Origin of the sequence: Hymenobacter sp. GOD-10R (genome assembly GCF_035609205.1) — a bacterium.
Classification (GTDB): domain Bacteria; phylum Bacteroidota; class Bacteroidia; order Cytophagales; family Hymenobacteraceae; genus Hymenobacter.
Genome location: NZ_CP141184.1, coordinates 2,474,062 through 2,493,818 on the forward strand (window position 1 = coordinate 2,474,062; position 19,757 = coordinate 2,493,818).

13 protein-coding genes are annotated in these 19,757 nt (G+C 52.8%); 11 read left to right on the forward strand and 2 right to left on the reverse strand.

The annotated features are described in order from the left end of the window. Positions 1-25 precede the first annotated feature (25 nt). Both SD425_RS09970 and SD425_RS09975 read left to right on the forward strand, forming a co-directional pair. Complete coding sequence (locus SD425_RS09970; protein ID WP_324678017.1) at positions 26-415, forward strand: hypothetical protein; 390 nt, start codon at positions 26-28, stop codon at positions 413-415. A 25-nt stretch (positions 416-440) separates the two neighbouring features. Next, the gene (locus SD425_RS09975) at positions 441-1,472 is read left to right on the forward strand and encodes a DoxX family protein (protein ID WP_324678019.1); all 1,032 of its coding nucleotides are present in this window, start codon (positions 441-443) and stop codon (positions 1,470-1,472) included. Here SD425_RS09975 and SD425_RS09980 read toward each other — a convergent pair. Together SD425_RS09980 and SD425_RS09985 are read right to left on the reverse strand one after the other, a co-directional pair. Continuing rightward, positions 1,463-2,437 carry an ADP-ribosylglycohydrolase family protein gene (locus SD425_RS09980; protein ID WP_324678021.1) on the reverse strand — a complete coding sequence of 325 codons (975 nt, stop codon included), beginning with the start codon at positions 2,435-2,437 and terminating at the stop codon, positions 1,463-1,465. The two genes, SD425_RS09975 and SD425_RS09980, sit on opposite strands and share 10 nt — an antisense overlap. A gap of 15 nt (positions 2,438-2,452) precedes the next feature. After that, positions 2,453-3,643, reverse strand: coding sequence for a THUMP domain-containing class I SAM-dependent RNA methyltransferase (locus tag SD425_RS09985; protein ID WP_324678023.1), 1,191 nt, complete (start codon positions 3,641-3,643; stop codon positions 2,453-2,455). A gap of 446 nt (positions 3,644-4,089) precedes the next feature. Here SD425_RS09985 and SD425_RS09990 point away from each other — a divergent pair, with 446 nt between their 5' ends. From SD425_RS09990 to SD425_RS10030, 9 genes are all read left to right on the forward strand, one after another. Further along, entirely contained in the window at positions 4,090-4,602 is a 513-nt protein-coding gene (locus SD425_RS09990) for a methyltransferase domain-containing protein (RefSeq protein ID WP_324678025.1), read from the forward strand. 176 nt (positions 4,603-4,778) lie between these two features. Beyond that, positions 4,779-6,212 (forward strand): sugar MFS transporter, encoded by a 1,434-nt coding sequence (locus tag SD425_RS09995; protein WP_324678027.1) that lies wholly within the window; start codon positions 4,779-4,781, stop codon positions 6,210-6,212. Between the two features lie 50 nt (positions 6,213-6,262). Beyond that, positions 6,263-7,297 carry a UDP-N-acetylmuramate dehydrogenase gene (gene murB, locus SD425_RS10000; RefSeq protein ID WP_324678029.1) on the forward strand — a complete coding sequence of 345 codons (1,035 nt, stop codon included), beginning with the start codon at positions 6,263-6,265 and terminating at the stop codon, positions 7,295-7,297. A gap of 1,120 nt (positions 7,298-8,417) precedes the next feature. Continuing rightward, positions 8,418-11,555, forward strand: a complete 3,138-nt coding sequence (locus tag SD425_RS10005) for a TonB-dependent receptor (protein ID WP_324678031.1) — start codon at positions 8,418-8,420, stop codon at positions 11,553-11,555. Between the two features lie 70 nt (positions 11,556-11,625). Continuing rightward, the gene (locus tag SD425_RS10010; protein ID WP_324678033.1) at positions 11,626-13,128 is read left to right on the forward strand and encodes a RagB/SusD family nutrient uptake outer membrane protein; all 1,503 of its coding nucleotides are present in this window, start codon (positions 11,626-11,628) and stop codon (positions 13,126-13,128) included. Positions 13,129-13,390: 262 nt separating this feature from the next. Next, positions 13,391-15,121: a ribulokinase gene (locus SD425_RS10015; protein WP_324678035.1), complete on the forward strand. Its 1,731-nt coding sequence runs from the start codon at positions 13,391-13,393 to the stop codon at positions 15,119-15,121. Between the two features lie 3 nt (positions 15,122-15,124). Beyond that, entirely contained in the window at positions 15,125-15,826 is a 702-nt protein-coding gene (locus SD425_RS10020; protein WP_324678037.1) for an L-ribulose-5-phosphate 4-epimerase, read from the forward strand. A gap of 198 nt (positions 15,827-16,024) precedes the next feature. After that, positions 16,025-17,518 carry an L-arabinose isomerase gene (araA, locus tag SD425_RS10025; protein ID WP_324678038.1) on the forward strand — a complete coding sequence of 498 codons (1,494 nt, stop codon included), beginning with the start codon at positions 16,025-16,027 and terminating at the stop codon, positions 17,516-17,518. 144 nt (positions 17,519-17,662) lie between these two features. Beyond that, positions 17,663-19,720 carry an alpha-L-arabinofuranosidase C-terminal domain-containing protein gene (locus SD425_RS10030; protein ID WP_324678040.1) on the forward strand — a complete coding sequence of 686 codons (2,058 nt, stop codon included), beginning with the start codon at positions 17,663-17,665 and terminating at the stop codon, positions 19,718-19,720. The last annotated feature ends 37 nt before the right edge of the window (positions 19,721-19,757 follow it).

A 19,757-nucleotide genomic window follows, 5' to 3' on the forward strand; every position in this document is an offset into this window, starting at 1 on the left:
CGTTTCACCTCAACTGCCGCTTATCATGACGACTCCGTTTCCCGCCCGCCGCCCACTACTAGAACTGTTGGGCATCCTGCTGCTAGCTGCTACTGCCTGCTGGGCCGGCCACATTCGCTCCGATTTATTTATCGAGCCAGGCAAACAGTTTGTGCTCGGTGGTGAGCAGCAAGGCACTTTCAAAGTAGCTGCCTACAACAAGGGCACCGTGCCGGTCACCATAAAAGAGCGCCCTCGCGGTGGGGGCATCTTCGGCAAAGCCACGCTCGCACCTGGTAAGCACGCTACGCTCAGCTTCGGAGCTGGTTCGGCGGCACTGCTCCTGAACCCTTCTGCTCAGCAAGCCAATCTCGACTTACGCGTCACCGGCGACACGAACCTGCGCATGGATTACCAACCTTCGCTGTCGCGCTAAGCCTAGCTTTATCTACTCCTCCGTTATGAAAAAGCTACTGCTTGCTACTGCCATGTCTAGCTCGTTGACTCAGGATAGTATCTATCTGTTATTTCGGATCCACGTGGGGCTGTCGATTGCCCTCGGAGCTGGGTGGTCGAAGCTCGTGAACCTGAGCGCCACGACGGAATGGGATAAACTCCTGACGCACCCTAACACCTTGGGCGCACCCGATTGGTTTGTGCAGCAAGTAGCCAACCTAGGTTTCACCTTTCCGTCTCCTTACCTGTGGGCGGCGCTGGCCGTGTGGGGCGAGTTTATGGGCGGCTTGTTGGTGGCTGCGGGTTTGTTTACTCGTCTGGCGGCTGCGCAGCTCGCTATGCAGTTCTTAGTTCTCGCCTTTTTCTGGTACGAAAAGCCTGAATTTCTGCTAGGTATGTACTACCAGCAGCTGTTATTTTGGGCGTTTGTATTACTGAGTAGTCTAGGTGGTGGGCGGTTCTCACTAGATAATTGGCTAGGTAAGCGCCGGCCCCTAGTAGTTGCTGGTTCATGGAAAGCAGGCGCGCTGACAGCCGTTTTAAGCTGTTTGACATTAGTTTGCGCCCAAGCGCAACGTCTGACAGAACCCAATGCAGTAACCCGTGCCGATCTTCAGCCGTTGCTGCAGCCCGGCTGGCAGGGTACGCTCACCTACCGCGACTACCAAAATCAACAGCTTGTTACGCTACCTACCCAGCTGAATGTAGTTGGAAGCACTCCGCAGGAGTTAACACTCAACTATACCTACCTCGAACCTAGTGGTAAAACGGTCAAGGGCATCGATCATTTGCGCGTGCAAGGTGCTGGCTCTCAACTGAGTTGGGATGGTTTGGTAATGCAGGTGCAGAGCAAGCAACAACTGCCTCAGCGCACGCTACGCTTGGTTTTGGTGGGAGAGGAGCAAGACGATAATCGGCCAGCGACCATCCGGCGTACGGTACTGTTGGCGGAGCGGCAGTACTCAGTCCGCAAAGAAGTGCGCTTCCAGGGCGACACGACCTTCTTGCTGCGCAACGAGTACCAGTTTCAGCGCTGAACGGCCAAGGCTAGCCGGTGGCTCAATTCTTCAATGTCGGACCGCCGTGCTAGCACCTGTAACCACTCCGCTGGAATAGCGGCTTCGCCGTAATACAATCCGGCTAAGCCGCCGGCTACAGCACCGGTTGTATCTGTATCGTCGCCTAGGTTCACGGCAGCCAAGACCGTTTCAGCGTACGTTTCGTAGCGCAACAGACACCAAAGTGCGGCTTCTAATGTATGCAACACGTAGCCGCTGCTGTCAATGGCTGTTCGAGGTCTATCCATCAAGCGTCCACTAAGCACTACTTCAAACCGATCAGCTTCCTGAGCAGGAATATTCAACTCGTAAAGCTTGCTTGGAGCTTCCTGACACAGACGCGCGTAGGCATCCGTTGGGGAAAGTTGATTTTGTAGATGCACAGCCATTTCTAAATACAACAAACACGCTACAGCCGAGCGAACATGTCCGTGCGTCACCGCCGAAACATCCAAAATCAATCGAAACCGTTCCCGCAATGGGGCATCGGTCTGGTAGAAAGCTAGGGGTAAAATGCGCATCAGCGCGCCATTACCGTTGCTATACTCGTCGGTTCGGCCGGCTAAAACCAGCTCAGGATGAGCTTTAGAGCGCTGAATTGCTTCGCGGGTGGTGACGCCAATATCGAATACCTCACCATGCGGAGTCCAGTAGCCGTGCTCGTACCAATTGATAAAGCGGCGGCTCAAATCTCTTAGATCATAGCCGCGACACAGACTCTCGGCTAGGCAAAACGTGAGTGAAGCATCATCCGACCAAGTGCCCGCGGGTTGATTATAGGTGCCGTACGCCCGCATCGTCACGACCGGATCGAGCTTACGTCTGGCACGACTTTCAAACTCAACCGGTACACCTAGGGCATCGCCAACCGCAAGGCCTAACAACGCAGAACGAATTTGGATTTCAAGAGTATTGGAAACCAACATAATAGGTTCAAGAGCCATTAACAAATGAATAACCTAGGCTACATCTGGTTTGATTTTGCGCGTACCCTGGTACAGCTCATACTTCAGCAGGCGGCAGTCAATCGGGCCATTATACAGCGGAATGCGGCGCGAGGTCTTCAGGCCGATGCGTTTGGCCGCTTCTAAGTTGCCGGTAAATACGTAAGCGTCGTAGCCCTGAAAGCCACTTTTGAGCGTGTCGCCAATGGTTTTGTAGAGAGCTGCCATTTCAGTCTCTTCCCCAATCCGCTCTCCGTACGGCGGATTCATGATAACGATGCCGGGCTCTTCGCGCGCGGGTGCCTTGGCGTCTTTCACGTCGCGCACGGAGAGACGGATAAAGTCTTCTAGATCAGCAGCGGCCACGTTCTGGCGAGCTAGGTTGATGAATTCGCCCGAAAGATCGGAGCCCCCTAGGTAAGCCTGTGGCTCTTCCAGCCTAGCTTGGCGCGCATCAAGCCGTACTGACTCCCACAGGGCCTGGTCGAAATCAGGCCAGTTCTCGAAGCCGAATTTGCCTTGGTGATACAGCCCAGGCGCGATGCGCTGGGCAATAAGCGCCGCTTCGGTAAGCAGCGTGCCAGATCCACACATAGGGTCAATGAGTGTTTTGTGACCATCCCAACCGGTGAGTAAAAGCAGGCCCGCAGCTAGCACCTCGTTGAGCGGCGCCACGTTGGTGCCTTGGCGGTAGCCCCGCCGGTGCAAGGAGTCGCCGGCCGCATCGAGGCTGAGCGTCACTTCGTTCTCCAGCATGTGCAGGTGCAACCGGATGTCGGGGTTTTTTACATCTACGCTGGGGCGCTGACCGGTGCGGTCACGGAACTGATCCACAATGGCGTCCTTGGTGAGCTGGGCCACAAACAGCGAGTGTTCAAAGCTTGACTTGTTCACCACAGCGGTAATGGCGAAGGTCTGGTCTGGCTGGATAAACTGCTGCCAGTCAACGCGGTTGACTTCGCGGTACAGGGCTCGTTCGTCGCGGGCGTAGAAGCCAGCGAAGGGCTTCAGGATGCGCATGGCCGTACGGCACCACAGCACCGCTTCGTAAAGCAACTGCTTGTTGCCACTGAACTCAACGGCCCTTTGGCCTACCCGGTCGATGGTAGCACCAAGTTGCCGTAGCTCATTGGCTAATACTTCTTCCAGGCCAAATTGGGTGGTGGCCGTCATATAAAAGGCGGCAGAGCGGCGGTTATCAGCCATCGAGCAAAAAAGCTAGGTGAAGGGGCAAAGGTCGGTAATGTTGACCGGCCAATAGCTATTTGCCGCTCAGAACACTAGTTTCCAAGAAGTAACTATATCTTGCTTGGGCATGCCAGAAGCCGTAAGCGAACCAGCCTAGCTAAGAGCACGCTAGTCACAAACAGTACGGAAGTATATCAGAGGGAAGTGGAGCCAACTGCCGCCGCTAATAGTAGTAAGTGACCATGTATAATGCTATAAAACAGGTAATAAAAACGGTCGTCTCGAAACAGGCTTTGTTTAAATATGAGCCACTATTTCGAGCGGCGCTTTATCAATTTTATAGAGGTAATAAGTACCAGTGCGTCATATGCACTAAAAAGTCAAAAAGGTTTATTGCCTTGGGAGAGGATAACTTATGTTCGTATTGCGGTAGCTTATCCCGCGACAGACGCTTATGGAGCATTATGTCTCTTGAGTTTATTAAACCAGGGGCGCAAGTGCTAGATTTCTCTCCTTCTAGAAGCTTGTACAGAACCCTCAAGCAGAACACCGCAATAGCGTACGCAAGCACCGATCTATCAGGAGATTTTATTTCTGACTTCCAATACGATATAACAACTATTGCTGCCGAGGATGAGCAGTATGATCTAGTAGTGTGCTACCACATACTTGAGCACATAGAGCGGGATCATAAAGCCATGCAGGAGTTATATAGAGTGCTGAAAAAGGGTGGAGTTTGTGTTATTCAAACTCCTTTTAAAGAGGGTACTATCTATGAGGATTACTCAGTAAAATCAGAGGCGGACCGATTAATTCATTTTGGTCAAAAAGACCATGTGCGTATTTATTCAGTAAATGGGCTGGTTGATAGATTAACTCAATCTGGCTTTACGGTTGACGTGAGATATTATAACGAAGCAGTTGACAACTATTTTGGATTTAAGCCGAGTGAAAAAGTTTTGGTATGCACCAAATAACCAAGGGCGTAATTGGGTTTTCTGCAACAATGTTTTTTGCCTAACACGCTTCAGTAAGCTCCGCTGCTAAAAACCTGAAAGGTTAAGCTTACTCGACTACGCTAAAATTTGTAACAACCTGAAAGGTTAAGCTTACTCGACTACGCTAAAATTTGTAACATTACCTGTGCGGCCACATGGCCGCTTCTTTTTTTGTCTGCATGGCTGCTCCTACTTCTTCCTCCTCAACGATTACCGCTACCGGCGCCGACACAACGCGCGGCTACTTCGTGCCCATGGCCGCCATGACGGCCCTGTTCTTTTTGTTCGGGTCCGTCACGAATTTCAACGACGTGTTGATGCCCTACCTCAAAGACGTGTGTCAACTCACGGATTTGCAGTCGTCGTTGGTGCAGTCAGCGTTCTTCGGGGCTTACTTCCTGATGTCGTTGCCGGCAGGGCGTATTCTGGAAAAGGTAGGATACAAGCGGGGGATTGTGCTCGGCCTGCTCGTAATGGCAGGTGGAGCGCTGCTATTCGTGCCAGCGGCTAACTCTCGTACCTTCAGCTTGTTTCTGACTGCGTTGGGGCTACTCGGTGCGGGCGTAACGCTGCTCCAAGTTGCGGCCAATCCGTACGTAGCCGTGCTAGGGCCCGCTCGGCAAGCTGCTAGCCGGGTGAGCATTGTGGGCGTGGCCAATAACCTAGGTGGTACTATCTCGCCTCTGCTTGGGGGCTTGCTGCTGTTTGGGGGCTCTACGGTCCTGAAAGCCCGCTTGGCTGCGTTGCCTCTGCAGCAGCGTCTTGCCGAGGAAGCCGCGTTGGTAAAGACGCCCTACCTAGGTTTGGCGGTGTTCCTAGCCGTGCTAGCAACCATCTTCTTCCTATTGCGTCTTCCCGATATCGAAAGCATTCCGGCCGATGATACCGCTCAGGCGGACACTCCAGTCGCAGCGCAAGGTCGGCGGTCGGCCCTCGATTATCGTCATTTGGTGCTCGGCATTGGCGCGATCTTCCTGTACGTGGGGGTTGAAGTAGGCCTAGGTTCTTTTCTGATTCGCTATGGCGAATCGCAGGGTATCAACCAACTGAGCGATTTCACGCAAGCGCTGGTGCGTGGGTTAAACGTAGCTACCAATGCCTTCGCTATTCTCTTCGGACAATCACCTGCCCCCATTGACACAACCGTGGGCTTTACCAAAGCGGTAGGGGCGGTGCTCGTGTCATCCTATTGGTTTGGGTCTATGGTGGGGCGCATTGTGGGCATTCCGCTCTTGCGCCGCTTCAACGACCGTCTGCTGCTCACGGGCGTGTGCGCGGCCGGTGCAACGCTGGTGCTTGCGTCCGTATTCTCGCACGGCGAAGCGGCGTTGTGGATGGTGGTGCTCTGCGGCTTCTGCAACTCCATTATGTGGCCGGTGATCTTCCCCTTGGCTATCAAGGGCCTAGGTATTTTTACCAAGCAAGGCTCCTCGTATCTGATTATGGCCATTGTAGGCGGTGCCATTATTCCGCCACTAATGGGCTGGATTGCCACCAACGGCGGTGGCTTGCGTGTTGCGTTCATCTTGCCAGCGCTGTGCTATGCCTACTTGGTGTACTATGCGGTGAGCGGCTACCGGGTGCGGTAGGCCTTCGGGTTGGCGCAGTTTCTCTGGAGTAGGGATATTACCTTTGCACCATGACTACGTCTCCCGTGCTTGAATCCAACGTCTCCTTACGCCCTCATAACACGTTCGGCATCGATGCCAAAGCGCGTCTTTTCGCCCGCTTTACGAGCGTGGAAGAGCTGCGTGCCCTGCTTGCGTTACCCGAAGTGCAGCAAGCAGAGAAGCTCATCCTAGGTGGAGGTAGCAACCTGCTCTTTACCAAGGATTTTGATGGCATTGTTCTGAAAAACGAGATTCAGGAGCTGGAAGTAATCGAGTATGATGAGGCTAGCAATACTGCTCTGGTACGCTCCGGAGCGGGCGAGTCGTGGCACGGCTTGGTGGAGTATGCGCTCAGTCAGGACTTGAGCGGTATTGAGAACCTGTCGTTGATACCCGGCACGGTAGGCGCCGCGCCGCTTCAAAATATTGGCGCTTACGGCGCCGAGCTGCAAGATACCTTCGAGTACCTCGAAGCGGTAGAAATCAGTACGGGCCACTTGCGCACGTTCACGCGCGTCGAATGCGGATTTGGTTACCGGGAAAGCGTGTTTAAAACAACGCTGAAGAACCAGTACATCGTAACCGCAGTCGTGTTGCGCTTGCGCCAGCAGCACCAACTCAACATGAGCTATGGTGCTATCCGGACTACACTAGAAGAGATGGGCTTGGAAGCGGACCCTACGCCCGCCAACGTAAGCGAGGCCGTCATGCGTATTCGCCGCAGCAAGCTACCCGATCCGGCCGAAATAGGAAATGCCGGTAGCTTTTTCAAAAACCCTGAGCTTTCTCAGGCCAAGTACGACGCTTTGAAAGCGGAGTATCCTGACCTGCCAGGGTATCCGGTTCCGGGGGGTGTGAAAGTGCCCGCCGCGTGGCTCATCGAGCGGGGCGGGTGGAAGGGTTTCCGACGTGGCGCCCACGGCGTGCACGATCGGCAAGCCTTGGTATTGGTAAATCACGGCGGCGCGCACGGTGCCGATATTCAATTGCTAGCCCAAGAAATCATTGCCTCCGTCCGCGCAAAATTCGGAGTGGAATTGCATCCCGAAGTTAATATCATGTAAGCGCACCGCAGATAGTTGGCAAATAGCTCATCTGCTAACTGAGTACGAACAAGCTAATTGTAATAAGATATAAGGCAAAAAGGCCTCCGAAAGCGTCGTAAAGACTATTACTTAGTTGTGAGTAATATAAATATATTTATTTATAAATATAGGCACGCGTTTTGAGTATAGAATATTCAAGGCACTTCTCCAGGTGCCGTGGTATGGTAAGTAAAAGCCCCGCATCTTTGATCGGGGCTTTTCTGCTTTTACAACTTGCCTAAAAAGAGAGTGCTTGACACTAGCACTCCTATGGAGAAACCGCAAATAGCTAGCTTTCTACTTAAACCTTACCGAACGCGGCTCGGAGCTGGCTCCTGAGTGCGAGTACGCGGATCATGCTCTACGGCGTGAGAGACTGGCTTTTCTTCGCTGCTGGCGCGCGGAGTGGTGCAAGCTTGCACCGCAAGCGTGGTAAGAAGCAAAATCAGTAAGCGTTGTAGCATAGTCAGTTAAGAGGTAAGGGTGCATCAACAAGCGTCCACCTATCGTGCCATCTTGCAAAGCTCCGGTAAGTAGATGAGTTTTGTTATAAATTATGGTATGACGATACTTAGCTAGCATGGTAGCTTAGGTGGTACCGCAAGACCATGGTGCAAAGCTGCATTAGCCGGTGGAAAGAAGCTAGGATATCCAAAGGTGCTTAGGATATATAGCTGCGCCAGAAAAGAGAGTGGGAAAGGTAAATTGATATTACGTGGCAGGGAATCTTTCCTAAGTGGTAGTATGCAACTGACTGCGAAGGATGCAAAAGCATCGTTTAAATGTACTTGCTACCAGCTTGAGGAACAGTGGAGCTGATGGAAAAGAACTGGTATATTCAGATTCTACACAATCCTTTGTGAAAGAAATAAAAGACCTCTGCTCATTGGTTAATTGTCACGTCTTCGTTAATCTTACGTAAAATATCCCCTAATAATCCTCTAAGTCCTGAAAAAGGCTATTGTCCTTGTCGAAAAAAGGACTCTAAACTCTCCCTGACTTCCCACTAATTTTCTTTTGTGATTGCCACAATTAGTTGTGATTGTTCCTAGAACACAAACGATTGTGTTATTCTCTTTTAGTTCCCACACTCACTTTCATGAAAAAGCCTGTACCTAGAATGCGCCGGTTTACGATTCCGGTCTTGCTCTGCTGCTTGCCTTTACAACCCTTCGTAGCTGCGGCGAATATTCCTATAATAAAGGATAATAGCCGGATGGGATTAGACTTTCGCCCGCTCGCTGATATCGCACTCAAAGGACGTGTGACGGATGAGAAAGGCCAAGGCCTGCCCGGTGTAAACGTTGTGGTAAAAGGTACTACGAATGGTGCCCAAACCGATGCCGACGGTAACTACACCCTCACAGCACCCGATAATGGTACGCTGGTTATTTCCTACGTTGGCTATGTTGCCCAAGAGGTAGCCATCAATGGCCGCACGACAGTCGCTATTTCATTAGCTCCTGACACCAAAGCATTGAATGAGGTAGTGGTAGTAGGTTATCTGACTGAAAACCGCCAGAACCTGAGTAGTGCGGTAAGCAGCGCCGATGTAGCTGAATCTCGTAAAACACCAGTACCTACTGTTAGTCAGGCAATTCAGGGACGAGTAGCGGGCGTGCAGGTGCAAGGGTCCAGCGGCCCTGGCGCCTCGCCAGTTATTACCATCCGGGGGGTAGGTAACCTTGGAGCAGGTAGTAACCCTCTCTATGTTATTGATGGGCTGTGGTCAGATAACATTCGTGACCTCAACCCTAATGATGTAGAGTCGCTGACAGTGCTTAAAGATGCTTCCTCAACAGCGGTGTATGGTTCGCGTGGAGCTAACGGTGTTGTTATTATTACCACTAAGAAAGGTAGTTCGGGCGCACCAAAAATAAGCTTTAACGGCTACACAGGTGTAGAAAGCGTTTACAAGCGCTATGACCTGACGAATGCTAGTGAGTGGGCTGATCGTAATGCAGCGGCATCAAGAGCGGCGGGTTTAGATCCTTTCCCCGGGGCGAATAAAGCAGCTGGTACTTTCAATCCTAACATTGATACCGATTGGCAAAAAGAGTTCTTCCAAACGGGCAAGATCAATGATTATAACTTGAGCTTTTCCGGGGGGAGTTCTACTGGAAACAATGCTTCGAATTTCTTGATTTCAGCTGGTTACTTCAACCAGCAGGGCATTGTGGAAGGGCCTTCGTTTGAACGCTATAGCCTTCGTCTGAACTCGGGCATGACCAAAGGAAAGTTCAAGATTCAGGAGAATGCTCAAATAACCCATATCAATACGAAGTTGCTCAATGGGGTTCCATTTGTGGAAGTCCTGACGGCTCTACCTGGCATTCCGGTTTATGATCCAGCTACAAGCAGCGGCTACGGATTTGGGACGGACGCTTTGCCAAACTATTCTACCAACCCTATTGGGTTGCAGAATATCATCAATAACACTCAATATAATAACAGGTTACAGGGAAGTCTATCGGCTGAATACGCCTTCTTTGACTTTCTAACGTACCGTTTGAACCTAGGTATTGAATCGCATGACTTCAAGGACCGCACCACGCAGAGAGTTGGAGCGCTGCGTCGGGGTGATGCAGTAAACCCTGCTTACTTAACTGAAAACCGCGGCGACGAAACGTTCCTATTGGCTGAGAATACTCTCAATTTCAATAAGCGTTTGGGTGAGCACAATGTGAACGTTGTGCTGGGGTATTCAGAGCAGAAGTTTCGTGCTACCAATGCCAGCGCTACCAACAGAGGATACAGTAGTGTTCCGCAATATTACTTCGTGCTAGGAGCAGGCACGTCCAACCCAGGTGTTGATGGAACGAACTACCAAAACGGTAAACGCTCTTATTTCATCCAAGCTACCTACGATTATAAAGGGCGTTACCTACTGTCGGGAAGCTTCCGTCGTGATGGTTCGTCACGCTTTTCCAAGGACAACCAATACGGTAACTTCGGTGCTGGTTCGATAGGCTGGCGTATTAGCGAAGAAGATTTCTTCAAAGAAGCCTTACCGATCATTAATAATCTGAAGCTGCGGGCTAGCTATGGCGTAAATGGCAATGATGGTTTGCCGAATGCTTACCTCTACCAAGCAACAATCAACCAGAACGTAAACTACCCCAACGCTGCGGGCGGCATCGCGCAAGGTTCGTCGCAGATTACGCTGGCGAGCAACGGGATTCAGTGGGAGGAGCGATATACAAGCGACGCTGGGTTAGACCTAAGCTTATTAGATGACCGGGTCACGTTGTCGGCTGATTACTACATCTCGAATACAAAGAAAGCGCTGGTTAATCCTCCCATTCCTGTTTACCTAGGAAACTTTGGGGGTAACCCGTACCGCAACTTTGGTAACCTCCGCAACCAAGGGTTTGAGTTGGCAGTAGGTTACCACGAGACAAAAAAGGCTTTCACCTACGGAGCTGACTTCAATCTGACCACCATCAAGAACGAAGTTACCAGCATTGCGGAGGGTGGGCAGATTCCTGATCCGGAAGGAATTACGTTTACCCAAGTTGGTCAGCCAGTAGGACAGTTCTACCTAATTCCTTTTGAAGGCATCTTCCAAACGCAGGAAGAGGTGCTGAACTACAAAAACGCGGGTGGTCAAGTAATTCAGCCTTATGCTTCGCCCGGCGATGTAAAGTACCGTGATAGCAATGGCGACGGCATTATTAACAACCGTGACCGGGTAGCCGTTGGTAACCCTTTCCCGAAGGTGCAAATGGGCCTGAACCTGACGGCAGCTTACAAAGGGTTCGACTTGTCGGTGTTCTTGCAAGGTGTAACTGGCAACAACGTCTTCAACGAGGCTAAATTCTGGCTAAGTCGCTACGATGGGGTAAGCAACTACGAGCGTGATGCTTTGCCATGGACGCCAGAAAACCCGTCGAATACAAACCCGCGTTTACTTGCTGCCAACAGCCCCAATGCTAATCTAAGCCAAGCTGCATCACAGAATAATATATTCGCGAGTACGCGGTGGCTGGAAAAAGGAGATTACGCTCGTCTACGAAATGTACAGGTAGGCTATACATTCCCCAAAACGCTGATTAGTAAAATACAAGGAGTTGGCAACGTGCGTGTGTACCTCACCGGGCGTAATATCTACACGCTCACCAACTATTCAGGGTTTGATCCAGAAACACCTGGAACAGGGTTCTTTGGTCGTGGAGTTGATAATGGATCTTATCCTAACGTGCGCAGCTTCACGGCAGGTCTGCAAGTAGATTTTTGAGCACTCCGAGTAAGGACTAATTACTGTAGAGTAGCTCACAAAGCACATTCGTTTACTTCGATTTCATCTAATGAAAATTCATAAAGTTTCCACGCTTCTTCTAGCTAGTATGCTCTTTTGGACAACTGGTTGCGAAAAAGACTTACTAGATCAATCTAATCCGAACGCTCCTACTGTAGAAAACTTCTGGCAAACAGCTGACGACGCTTCAAAAGGGGTAATTGCTGCTTACTCAGGAGTTCAGCTAACTGGGATATATGGTCGTATGTGGCATTTTGCCACAATTCCTCGCTCCGACGAAGCGTATAGCCAAAGTCCATATACAGACTTAGCAAACTACACGCGCTTCTTGCAGACTAACTACAACTTTGAGTATACTCAGTTCATGTGGAATGATTACTACCGGGGTGTTTTCCGGGCTAATCAGGTGCTCACCAGGGTGCCAGCAATTGCCATGGACGAGACGTTGAAAAAGCAAGTAATAGGAGAAGCTACGTTCCTGAGAAGTTTGCTTTACTTCGACTTAGCCCATTTGTTCGGCAATGTGCCGATGCCATTAACCGAATCTACTTCTACCGCGCGCTTCCCACAGGCAAGCAGAGAGCAAGTATTAGCGCAGATAACAGCTGATTTGGAAGCTGTAAAGCCAAACATGCCTGTGTCCTATACCGGTGCCGATCGGTATCGGGTGACCCGCGGTGCTGTGGCAGCGTTGCTTGGCAAGGTGTACATGCAGCAAAACGAATGGGCCAAAGCAGCTGCACAGTTTGACGAAATTATCAAATCGGGGCAGTACGCACTGACGCCTAACTACTTAGATAACTTCACTGCGGCAAACGAAAATAACAGCGAGTCTATCTTTGAAATTCAGTATTCGGATGCACTCCTAGGTGCAGGGCAGGATAACTCATCCGCGTCAGAAGGCTGTGAACGTGCGCAGTTCTTTGGGCCTCCTGTCGTTACTTATTCCGACGTGCAGCCCCGGCGTTGGATCTACGATGAGTTCAATGATCTGACTCGGGACGGTAAGCCTGACCCACGGCGTGATATCACGATGTTCAGTGCCACGAGTACTGATCCTTTGGTCTACGGGCAAACCTATGCACAGCGGGGCTACAATACTTCTCAGTTGTATTGGCGCAAATACCAGAATGACCGCACCAGAACCTTCGAAAACTTCGTTTCGCCCATAAATTTCCGTGTGATCCGCTACGCGGATGTGCTGCTCATGCAGGCCGAAGCGCTGAATGAAATGAAACAAACGGCTGCGGCTCTCGCACTCGTAAATCAAGTGCGCAATCGGGTTAATCTCGCGCTGCTCACAGGTTCTTCGACCTACGAAAGCATGAAAGCTCAAATTCGCCATGAGCGGGTGACAGAGCTTTCCGGTGAAGGCACTCGTTGGACGGATATCAATCGCTATGGCTTGTTGAAGAACCAAGCAGGCGTAAACGAACTCAAGGCTCGTGATGCCGATTTCAATAACTTCGTTATAGGGAAATCTGATTTGTTGCCCTTGCCACAGTCTGACACCGATTTGGACAAGAACTTAGTTCAAAACCCGGGTTGGTAACCCAACATATTTTGCTGTAATGACATGATAGGGCAGTTGGCTTGACTGAGTATGTCAAATCGACTGCCCTATTGCACTATTGTAGTGTGCTAGAAATGAGCAAGTCTGTTTATAACAAAGGGAGTTATCTTGCTGCAAAGCAACACAAACGATTGTGTGAGCTCTTTATAATTCCTACTTTACAGCCGCAAAGCACTCGCACATTCCGCTTAATCTAGATAAGACCAAGGGTGATATACCAAGAGCATCTACCATTTTAAACATGCAAAACACAGATTCAACCACGGCTGGGACTGATGCCTACGTAATTGGAGTCGACTACGGTACCGATTCCGTGCGCGCCCTGCTGGTAAATGCCCGCACGGGCCAAGAGGTAGCCCAAGCTGTGCATTACTACCAGCGCTGGAAAACCCTGCAGTACTGTAACCCCATTCATAACCAATTCCGCCAGCACCCACTCGACTACATCGAGGGCCTAGAGACGACGGTGCGCAAAGTAGCGCAGTCGGTGCCAGTCGAGCAGATTGTGGGCCTCGCTGTAGATACCACTGGGTCAACGCCTGGGCCGGTGAACGAAAAGGGAGTTGCCCTAGCGCTTACGCCCGGCTTCGAGGAAAACCCGAATGCCATGTTCGTGCTCTGGAAAGACCACACGGCGCTGGAAGAAGCAGCCGAGGTGAACCTGAAAGCCCGCACCTGGGGTGGCGAAGACTTCACCAAGTTTGAAGGTGGCATTTACTCGTCGGAATGGTTTTGGGCGAAGATCATGCACATCGTGCGTGAGGATGAAGCCGTGGCCAAAGCCGCGCACTCTTGGATGGAGCACTGCGACTGGATGACGCTGCTGCTCACCGGCAGCGACCTAGCCCACTTCAAGCGTAGCCGTTGCGCCGCTGGGCACAAAGCCATGTGGCACGAGAGCTGGGGCGGTCTGCCCATCGAAGAGTTTATCGTACACTTAGAGCCGAAGCTAGCTGAGTTGCGCGGCCACCTGTACCAAGAGACCTACACCGCCGACGAGTCCGCCGGCAACCTCTCGGAAGAGTGGGCTACGCGCCTAGGTCTAACCACTAACACGGTGGTAGCCGTGGGTAGCTTCGATGCACACGCGGGCGCCGTAGCCGGTGAAATCGAGGCGTACTCAATGGTGAAAGTGATGGGTACTTCTACCTGCGACATCGTGGTAGCACCTACTCAGGAAGTAGGAGGGAAGCTGGTGCAAGGCATCTGCGGCCAAGTGGATGGCTCCGTTATTCCCGGCATGCTAGGTCTGGAAGCTGGGCAGTCGGCTTTTGGCGACTTGCTGGCTTGGTTCCGTCAGATGCTGGAGTGGCCTTTGCAGAATGTGCTATCGTCTTCGACGGTGATTACGCCAGAGCAGCAAGAAGCTTTGCGCGAGGAAATGAGCAGCAAGCTAATCGTGGAGCTGACCAAAGCCGCCGCCCAAGTGAACCCCGCTGAATCAGCCGTGCTAGCCCTCGACTGGGTAAATGGTCGCCGCACGCCCGATGCCAACCAAGGCTTGAAAGGTGCCCTTATGAACCTAACCATGGGCACCAGCGCCCCGCAAATCTTCCGCGCGCTAGTAGAAGCCATCTGCTATGGTTCTAAGCAAATCGTAGAGCGTTTTGAGGAGGAAGGTATCCCGATCAAGCAGGTTATCGGCATCGGTGGTGTGGCTAAGAAGTCAGCCTTTGTGATGCAGACCCTCGCCGACGTGCTCAACCGCCCGATCAAAATTGCGGTGTCGGAGCAGGCTCCAGCGCTGGGTGCAGCCATGTACGCGGCCGTTGCCGCCGGCGTGCACCCCGACGTACTGACGGCTCAACGCGCCATGGGCAGTGGCTTTGCCGAAACCTACGAGCCCAACCCCGCTAGCGTAGCCGAGTACCAGGCTCGCTACGAGCAATACCAGGCCTTCGGCCGCTTCGTGGAAGATGTCACGTTGCGCGAAGGTGAAGTAGCCGAAACTACCTTAGTTGACGAAGTATAACGCATGAGTCAGTACCAAGATCTAAAGCAGGCCTGCTACGAGGCCAATATGCAATTGCCGAAGCTAGGCCTCGTGCTATTTACCTTCGGGAATGCCAGCGTGGTCGACCGCCAGCAGGGCGTATTCGCCATCAAGCCGAGCGGCGTACCCTACGACACGTTGCGCCCCGAAGACATCGTCATCGTTGACTTCGCCAACAAAATCGTGGAGGGCACCAAGCGGCCTTCGTCGGATACCAAGACGCACGCGGTGCTGTTCAGCCATTGGGAGCACATTGGCGGCATCGTGCACACGCACTCGACCTACGCTACGGCGTGGGCGCAGGCGCAGCTCGATATCCCGATCCTAGGTACGACCCACGCCGACCACCTCACCGCCGACATCCCCTGCGCGCCGCCCATGGACGACAATATGATTGCCGGCGACTACGAGCATCAGACCGGCTGGCAGATCATGAACGAGTTTCAGCGCCGTGGCATCTCGCCCGAGGAAGTGGAGATGGTGCTGCTCAGCAATCATGCGCCCTTCACCTGGGGCAAAACCGTGGAGAAAGCCGTGTACAATAGCGCCGTGCTGGAAGAAGTAGCCCGCATGGCCTACCTCAGCTGCACGCTTCGCCCCGACGTGCCGCGCCTGAAAGACGCCTTGATTCGCAAGCACTACGAGCGCAAACACGGCGTCAATTCTTACTACGGCCAGAGCTAGGTCGCTTGGTTTTTGAGAAAATAAGAACGTCATGCTGAGCGTGTAGAGACACCTACTTGTGTCTCGTCGTTGAACGGCCTGGGTTAGAACGACCCAGCCTAGGACAACCTAGGTAAACAACATCAGCAACGACGAGACACAAGTAGGTGTCTCTACACGCTCAATGACAAAACTCCTTTTTACATCCCTAATTCACCCATGATTGACATTTCGCAGTACGAAGCCTGGTTTATTACCGGCACCCAGCACCTTTACGGCCCTGAAACGCTGAAAGAAGTAGCCCAGCACTCGCAGCAGATTGCGGAAGCGCTGGATAGCAAGCTGCCAATCAAGATTATCTACAAGCCTATTCTGACGGGCCCCGAAGAAATCTATAAGCTGATTCAGGAAGCCAACACCACCGAAAATTGCGTGGGTCTGATTGCCTGGATGCACACGTTCTCACCGGCCAAAATGTGGATCAACGGCCTGAAGATCCTGCAAAAGCCGATGGCGCACCTGCACACGCAGTTCAACCGCGACATTCCGTGGGGCACCATCGACATGGACTTCATGAACACAAACCAGTCGGCGCACGGCGACCGGGAGTTCGGCTTCATCGGTACTCGTATGCGCCTGAACCGCAAAGTGGTGGTAGGTCACTGGGAAGATGGCGCGGTGCAAGATCAACTGAGCGTATGGTCGCGGGCGGCTTGCGCCTGGGCCGACTGGCAGGGTGCCCGTTTCATCCGCTTCGGCGACAACATGCGCTACGTAGCCGTGACGGAAGGCGACAAAGTAGAAGCCGAAATCAAGTTTGGCTACTCGGTAAATGGCTACGGTATCGGTGACTTGGTGGCCGTGGTAAATGCTATTCCAGAAGAGCAAGTAGACGCGCTTGTTGCGGAGTACGAGCAGCAGTACGAGCTAGCCGACACCCTGAAAGAAGGTGGTAGCCAGCGCGAATCATTGCGCGACGCGGCCCGCATTGAGGCTGGTATGCGCAAGTTCCTGCAAGACACCGGTGCCAAAGGCTTCACCGATACGTTCGAAGACCTGCATGGCATGGCGCAATTGCCTGGCATTGCTACGCAGCGCCTCATGGCGGAAGGCTACGGCTTCGGTGGCGAAGGCGACTGGAAAACCTCGGCGCTAGTACGCGCCATGAAAGTGATGGGTGCTGGCCTGCCCGGCGGCAACTCCTTCATGGAAGATTACACGTACCACTTCGCGCCCGGCAACAACCAAGTGCTCGGTTCGCACATGCTCGAAATCTGCCCCACGATTGCCGAAGGTAAGGTGCGCGCAGAGATTCACCCCCTAGGTATCGGCGGCAAGGCGGATCCGGTGCGTTTGGTATTCAACTGCCCCGCTGGCCCCGCGCTGAACGCTACGCTCATCGACATGGGCAACCGCTTCCGCATGATCGTGAACGAAGTAGAAGCCGTAGCTCCTGAGCAGGATCTGCCGAACCTGCCCGTAGCCCGCGTGCTCTGGAAAGTGAAGCCCGACCTAGCTACCGGCGCAGCTGCCTGGATCTTGGCGGGCGGTGCTCACCACACCGGCTACAGCCAGAATCTGACCACCGAGTACCTGGAAGACTTCGCCGAAATGGCTGGCATCGAGTTCGTGGTAATCGATGGCGACACGAAGCTGCGCACGTTCAAAAACGAGCTGCGCGCCAACGAAGCCGCTTTCGGTGGCCGCTACTAAGCGGAGCTAGCTTGAAGGTTTAACAAAAGACCGTCATGCTTCGACAAGCTAGCATGGCGGTCTTTTGGCTTTTTCGATTTTCTGCCAGCGTTCCATAATGCTCAGTCCCACAAGAATTCCCGCTCTTTAGCCTGCTCTTACCCTATGATGAAACGTTCGTCTTCCTATTCTTCTTTTTTGCCCTTGGGCCTAGCTATCAGTAGTCTGGTAGGTAGCCCAGCGGTAGCCCAAACCGGCGCGCCGACTACCGTGACGGTGCAGGTGAACAAGCCGGGCGCTGCCGTCCCGAAAACCATGTTTGGTTTGTTTTTCGAAGACATCAACTTCGGCGCCGATGGTGGCTTGTACCCTGAGTTGGTAAAAAATAAGTCGTTCGAAACCGACGACCATCTCATTGGCTGGAAAGCCATTAAGGGCGCCGCCGCGCTGCAAGAGTATACTATTCAAAGCCAGCAACCGCTGAGCGCTACCAACAACCATTACCTACGCCTCACCTCCAAAACGAGCAGCCCCGATGCGGGCTTCATCAACGAAGGTTTCCGGGGCATGGGCGTGAAGCAGAACGCCGAGTATAACTTCTCGGTGTATGCTCGGCGTGGGGCCGGCAGCGTAAGCGGTTTGCGCGTGATTTTGGAAGATGAGAAAGGCCAAGCTTTGGCCCAAGCTCAGATTTCGGGCCTGACGGGGGAGTGGAAGCAATACACTGCCGTGCTAAAGTCCTCCGCGACCAGCAGTAAGGCGCACTTGAAAGTTGTAGTGGATGGGGCTGGCACGGCCGACCTCGACGTGGTGTCGGTGTTCCCGAAGGAAACCTGGCAGAACCGGCCTAACGGCTTGCGTACTGACTTGGTGCAGCTCCTGAAAGACATGAAGCCCGGCTTCCTGCGCTTCCCCGGTGGCTGCATCGTGGAAGGCCGGACCCTAGATCAACGCTACCAGTGGAAGAAAACCATTGGGGCTCCTAATGACCGGGAGTCGCTGATCAACCGCTGGAACACGGAGTTCACGCACCGCTACACGCCCGACTACTACCAGTCGTTTGGCCTTGGTTTCTTCGAGTACTTTCAGCTTTCGGAAGACATTGGGGCCGAGCCGTTGCCCATCCTGAACATCGGGATGGCTTGCCAGTTTAACTCGGCCGAGCTAGCGCCACTCAGTACGACTACGCCCAAGGGCGGTCCAAATACCAGCGCTGATACGCACGTGCACAGCGCCGATGAGATTACCCTAGAAACCTTCATTCAGGATGCCTTGGATCTGGTAGAGTTTGCCAACGGGCCTGCTACCAGCACCTGGGGCGCCAAGCGCGCGGCGATGGGTCACCCAGCACCCTTCAACCTCAAGATGATCGGGGCGGGCAACGAGCAGTGGGGCCCGCAGTACTACGAGCGGTATGAGTTGTTTGCCAAAGCTGTCAAAGCTAAGTACCCCAATATCAAGTTGGTATCCAGCGCTGGTCCCGATCCGGGGGATGAGCGCTTTAAAGTAGCCACTGCCCGATTCCGCGAGATGAAGGCGGACTTCATCGACGAGCACTACTACGCCAAGCCGGAGTGGTTCCGCCAAAACGTTGGCCGCTACGACGATTACCCGCGCACTGGCCCGAAGATTTTTGCTGGTGAGTACGCCGCCCAAAGCGTGGCGGTTGCCAGCCCCAGAAACAAGAACACGTGGGACTGCGCTATTTCCGAAGCCGCCTTTATGACAGGCTTGGAGCGCAACGCCGACGTAGTAGAAATGGCTTCGTACGCCCCGTTGTTCGCCAACGTGGACGCTTGGCAGTGGACGCCCGACCTTATCTGGATGGACAACCTGCGCTCTTACGGTACGCCTAACTACTACGTGCAGAAGCTGTTCAGCGTGAACAAAGGCACGACCATGCTGCCTGTATCAAACAAAAACGGGCAGGATAACCTTTTCACCAGCGCCGTAGCCGACAAAACCACCAACGAAATCGTAGTGAAGCTGGTGAATTACTCTACTTCGGCTCGTCCGGTCAAAATCAACTTGGCGGGAGTGAAGAAGGTAGGTCAAACGGTAAAAGCTACGGTGCTAGCCAGCGATGATTTGCAGGCCGAAAACAGCCTCGATAAACCAATGTACCTAGCTCCTAAGGAGGAAACCTTCAAGGTGTCTTCGCCCACGGTGAGTTACACGCTGGCTCCTAACTCCTTCACGGTGCTGCGGATCCCGAATAAATAAAAGCGAACCTGTCGGTTAGCTACTCAAAGGGCTGGGA

What these genes read in the sequence shown, in the direction of transcription:
- SD425_RS09970 (WP_324678017.1), top strand. Translation starts at nt 26, where the DNA reads ATGACGACTCCGTTTCCCGCCCGCCGCCCACTACTAGAACTGTTGGGC.
- SD425_RS09975 (WP_324678019.1), top strand. Translation starts at nt 441, where the DNA reads ATGAAAAAGCTACTGCTTGCTACTGCCATGTCTAGCTCGTTGACTCAG.
- SD425_RS09980 (WP_324678021.1), bottom strand. Translation starts at nt 2,437, where the DNA reads ATGGCTCTTGAACCTATTATGTTGGTTTCCAATACTCTTGAAATCCAA.
- SD425_RS09985 (WP_324678023.1), bottom strand. Translation starts at nt 3,643, where the DNA reads ATGGCTGATAACCGCCGCTCTGCCGCCTTTTATATGACGGCCACCACC.
- SD425_RS09990 (WP_324678025.1), top strand. Translation starts at nt 4,090, where the DNA reads ATGTCTCTTGAGTTTATTAAACCAGGGGCGCAAGTGCTAGATTTCTCT.
- SD425_RS09995 (WP_324678027.1), top strand. Translation starts at nt 4,779, where the DNA reads ATGGCCGCTTCTTTTTTTGTCTGCATGGCTGCTCCTACTTCTTCCTCC.
- murB (WP_324678029.1), top strand. Translation starts at nt 6,263, where the DNA reads ATGACTACGTCTCCCGTGCTTGAATCCAACGTCTCCTTACGCCCTCAT.
- SD425_RS10005 (WP_324678031.1), top strand. Translation starts at nt 8,418, where the DNA reads ATGAAAAAGCCTGTACCTAGAATGCGCCGGTTTACGATTCCGGTCTTG.
- SD425_RS10010 (WP_324678033.1), top strand. Translation starts at nt 11,626, where the DNA reads ATGAAAATTCATAAAGTTTCCACGCTTCTTCTAGCTAGTATGCTCTTT.
- SD425_RS10015 (WP_324678035.1), top strand. Translation starts at nt 13,391, where the DNA reads ATGCAAAACACAGATTCAACCACGGCTGGGACTGATGCCTACGTAATT.
- SD425_RS10020 (WP_324678037.1), top strand. Translation starts at nt 15,125, where the DNA reads ATGAGTCAGTACCAAGATCTAAAGCAGGCCTGCTACGAGGCCAATATG.
- araA (WP_324678038.1), top strand. Translation starts at nt 16,025, where the DNA reads ATGATTGACATTTCGCAGTACGAAGCCTGGTTTATTACCGGCACCCAG.
- SD425_RS10030 (WP_324678040.1), top strand. Translation starts at nt 17,663, where the DNA reads ATGATGAAACGTTCGTCTTCCTATTCTTCTTTTTTGCCCTTGGGCCTA.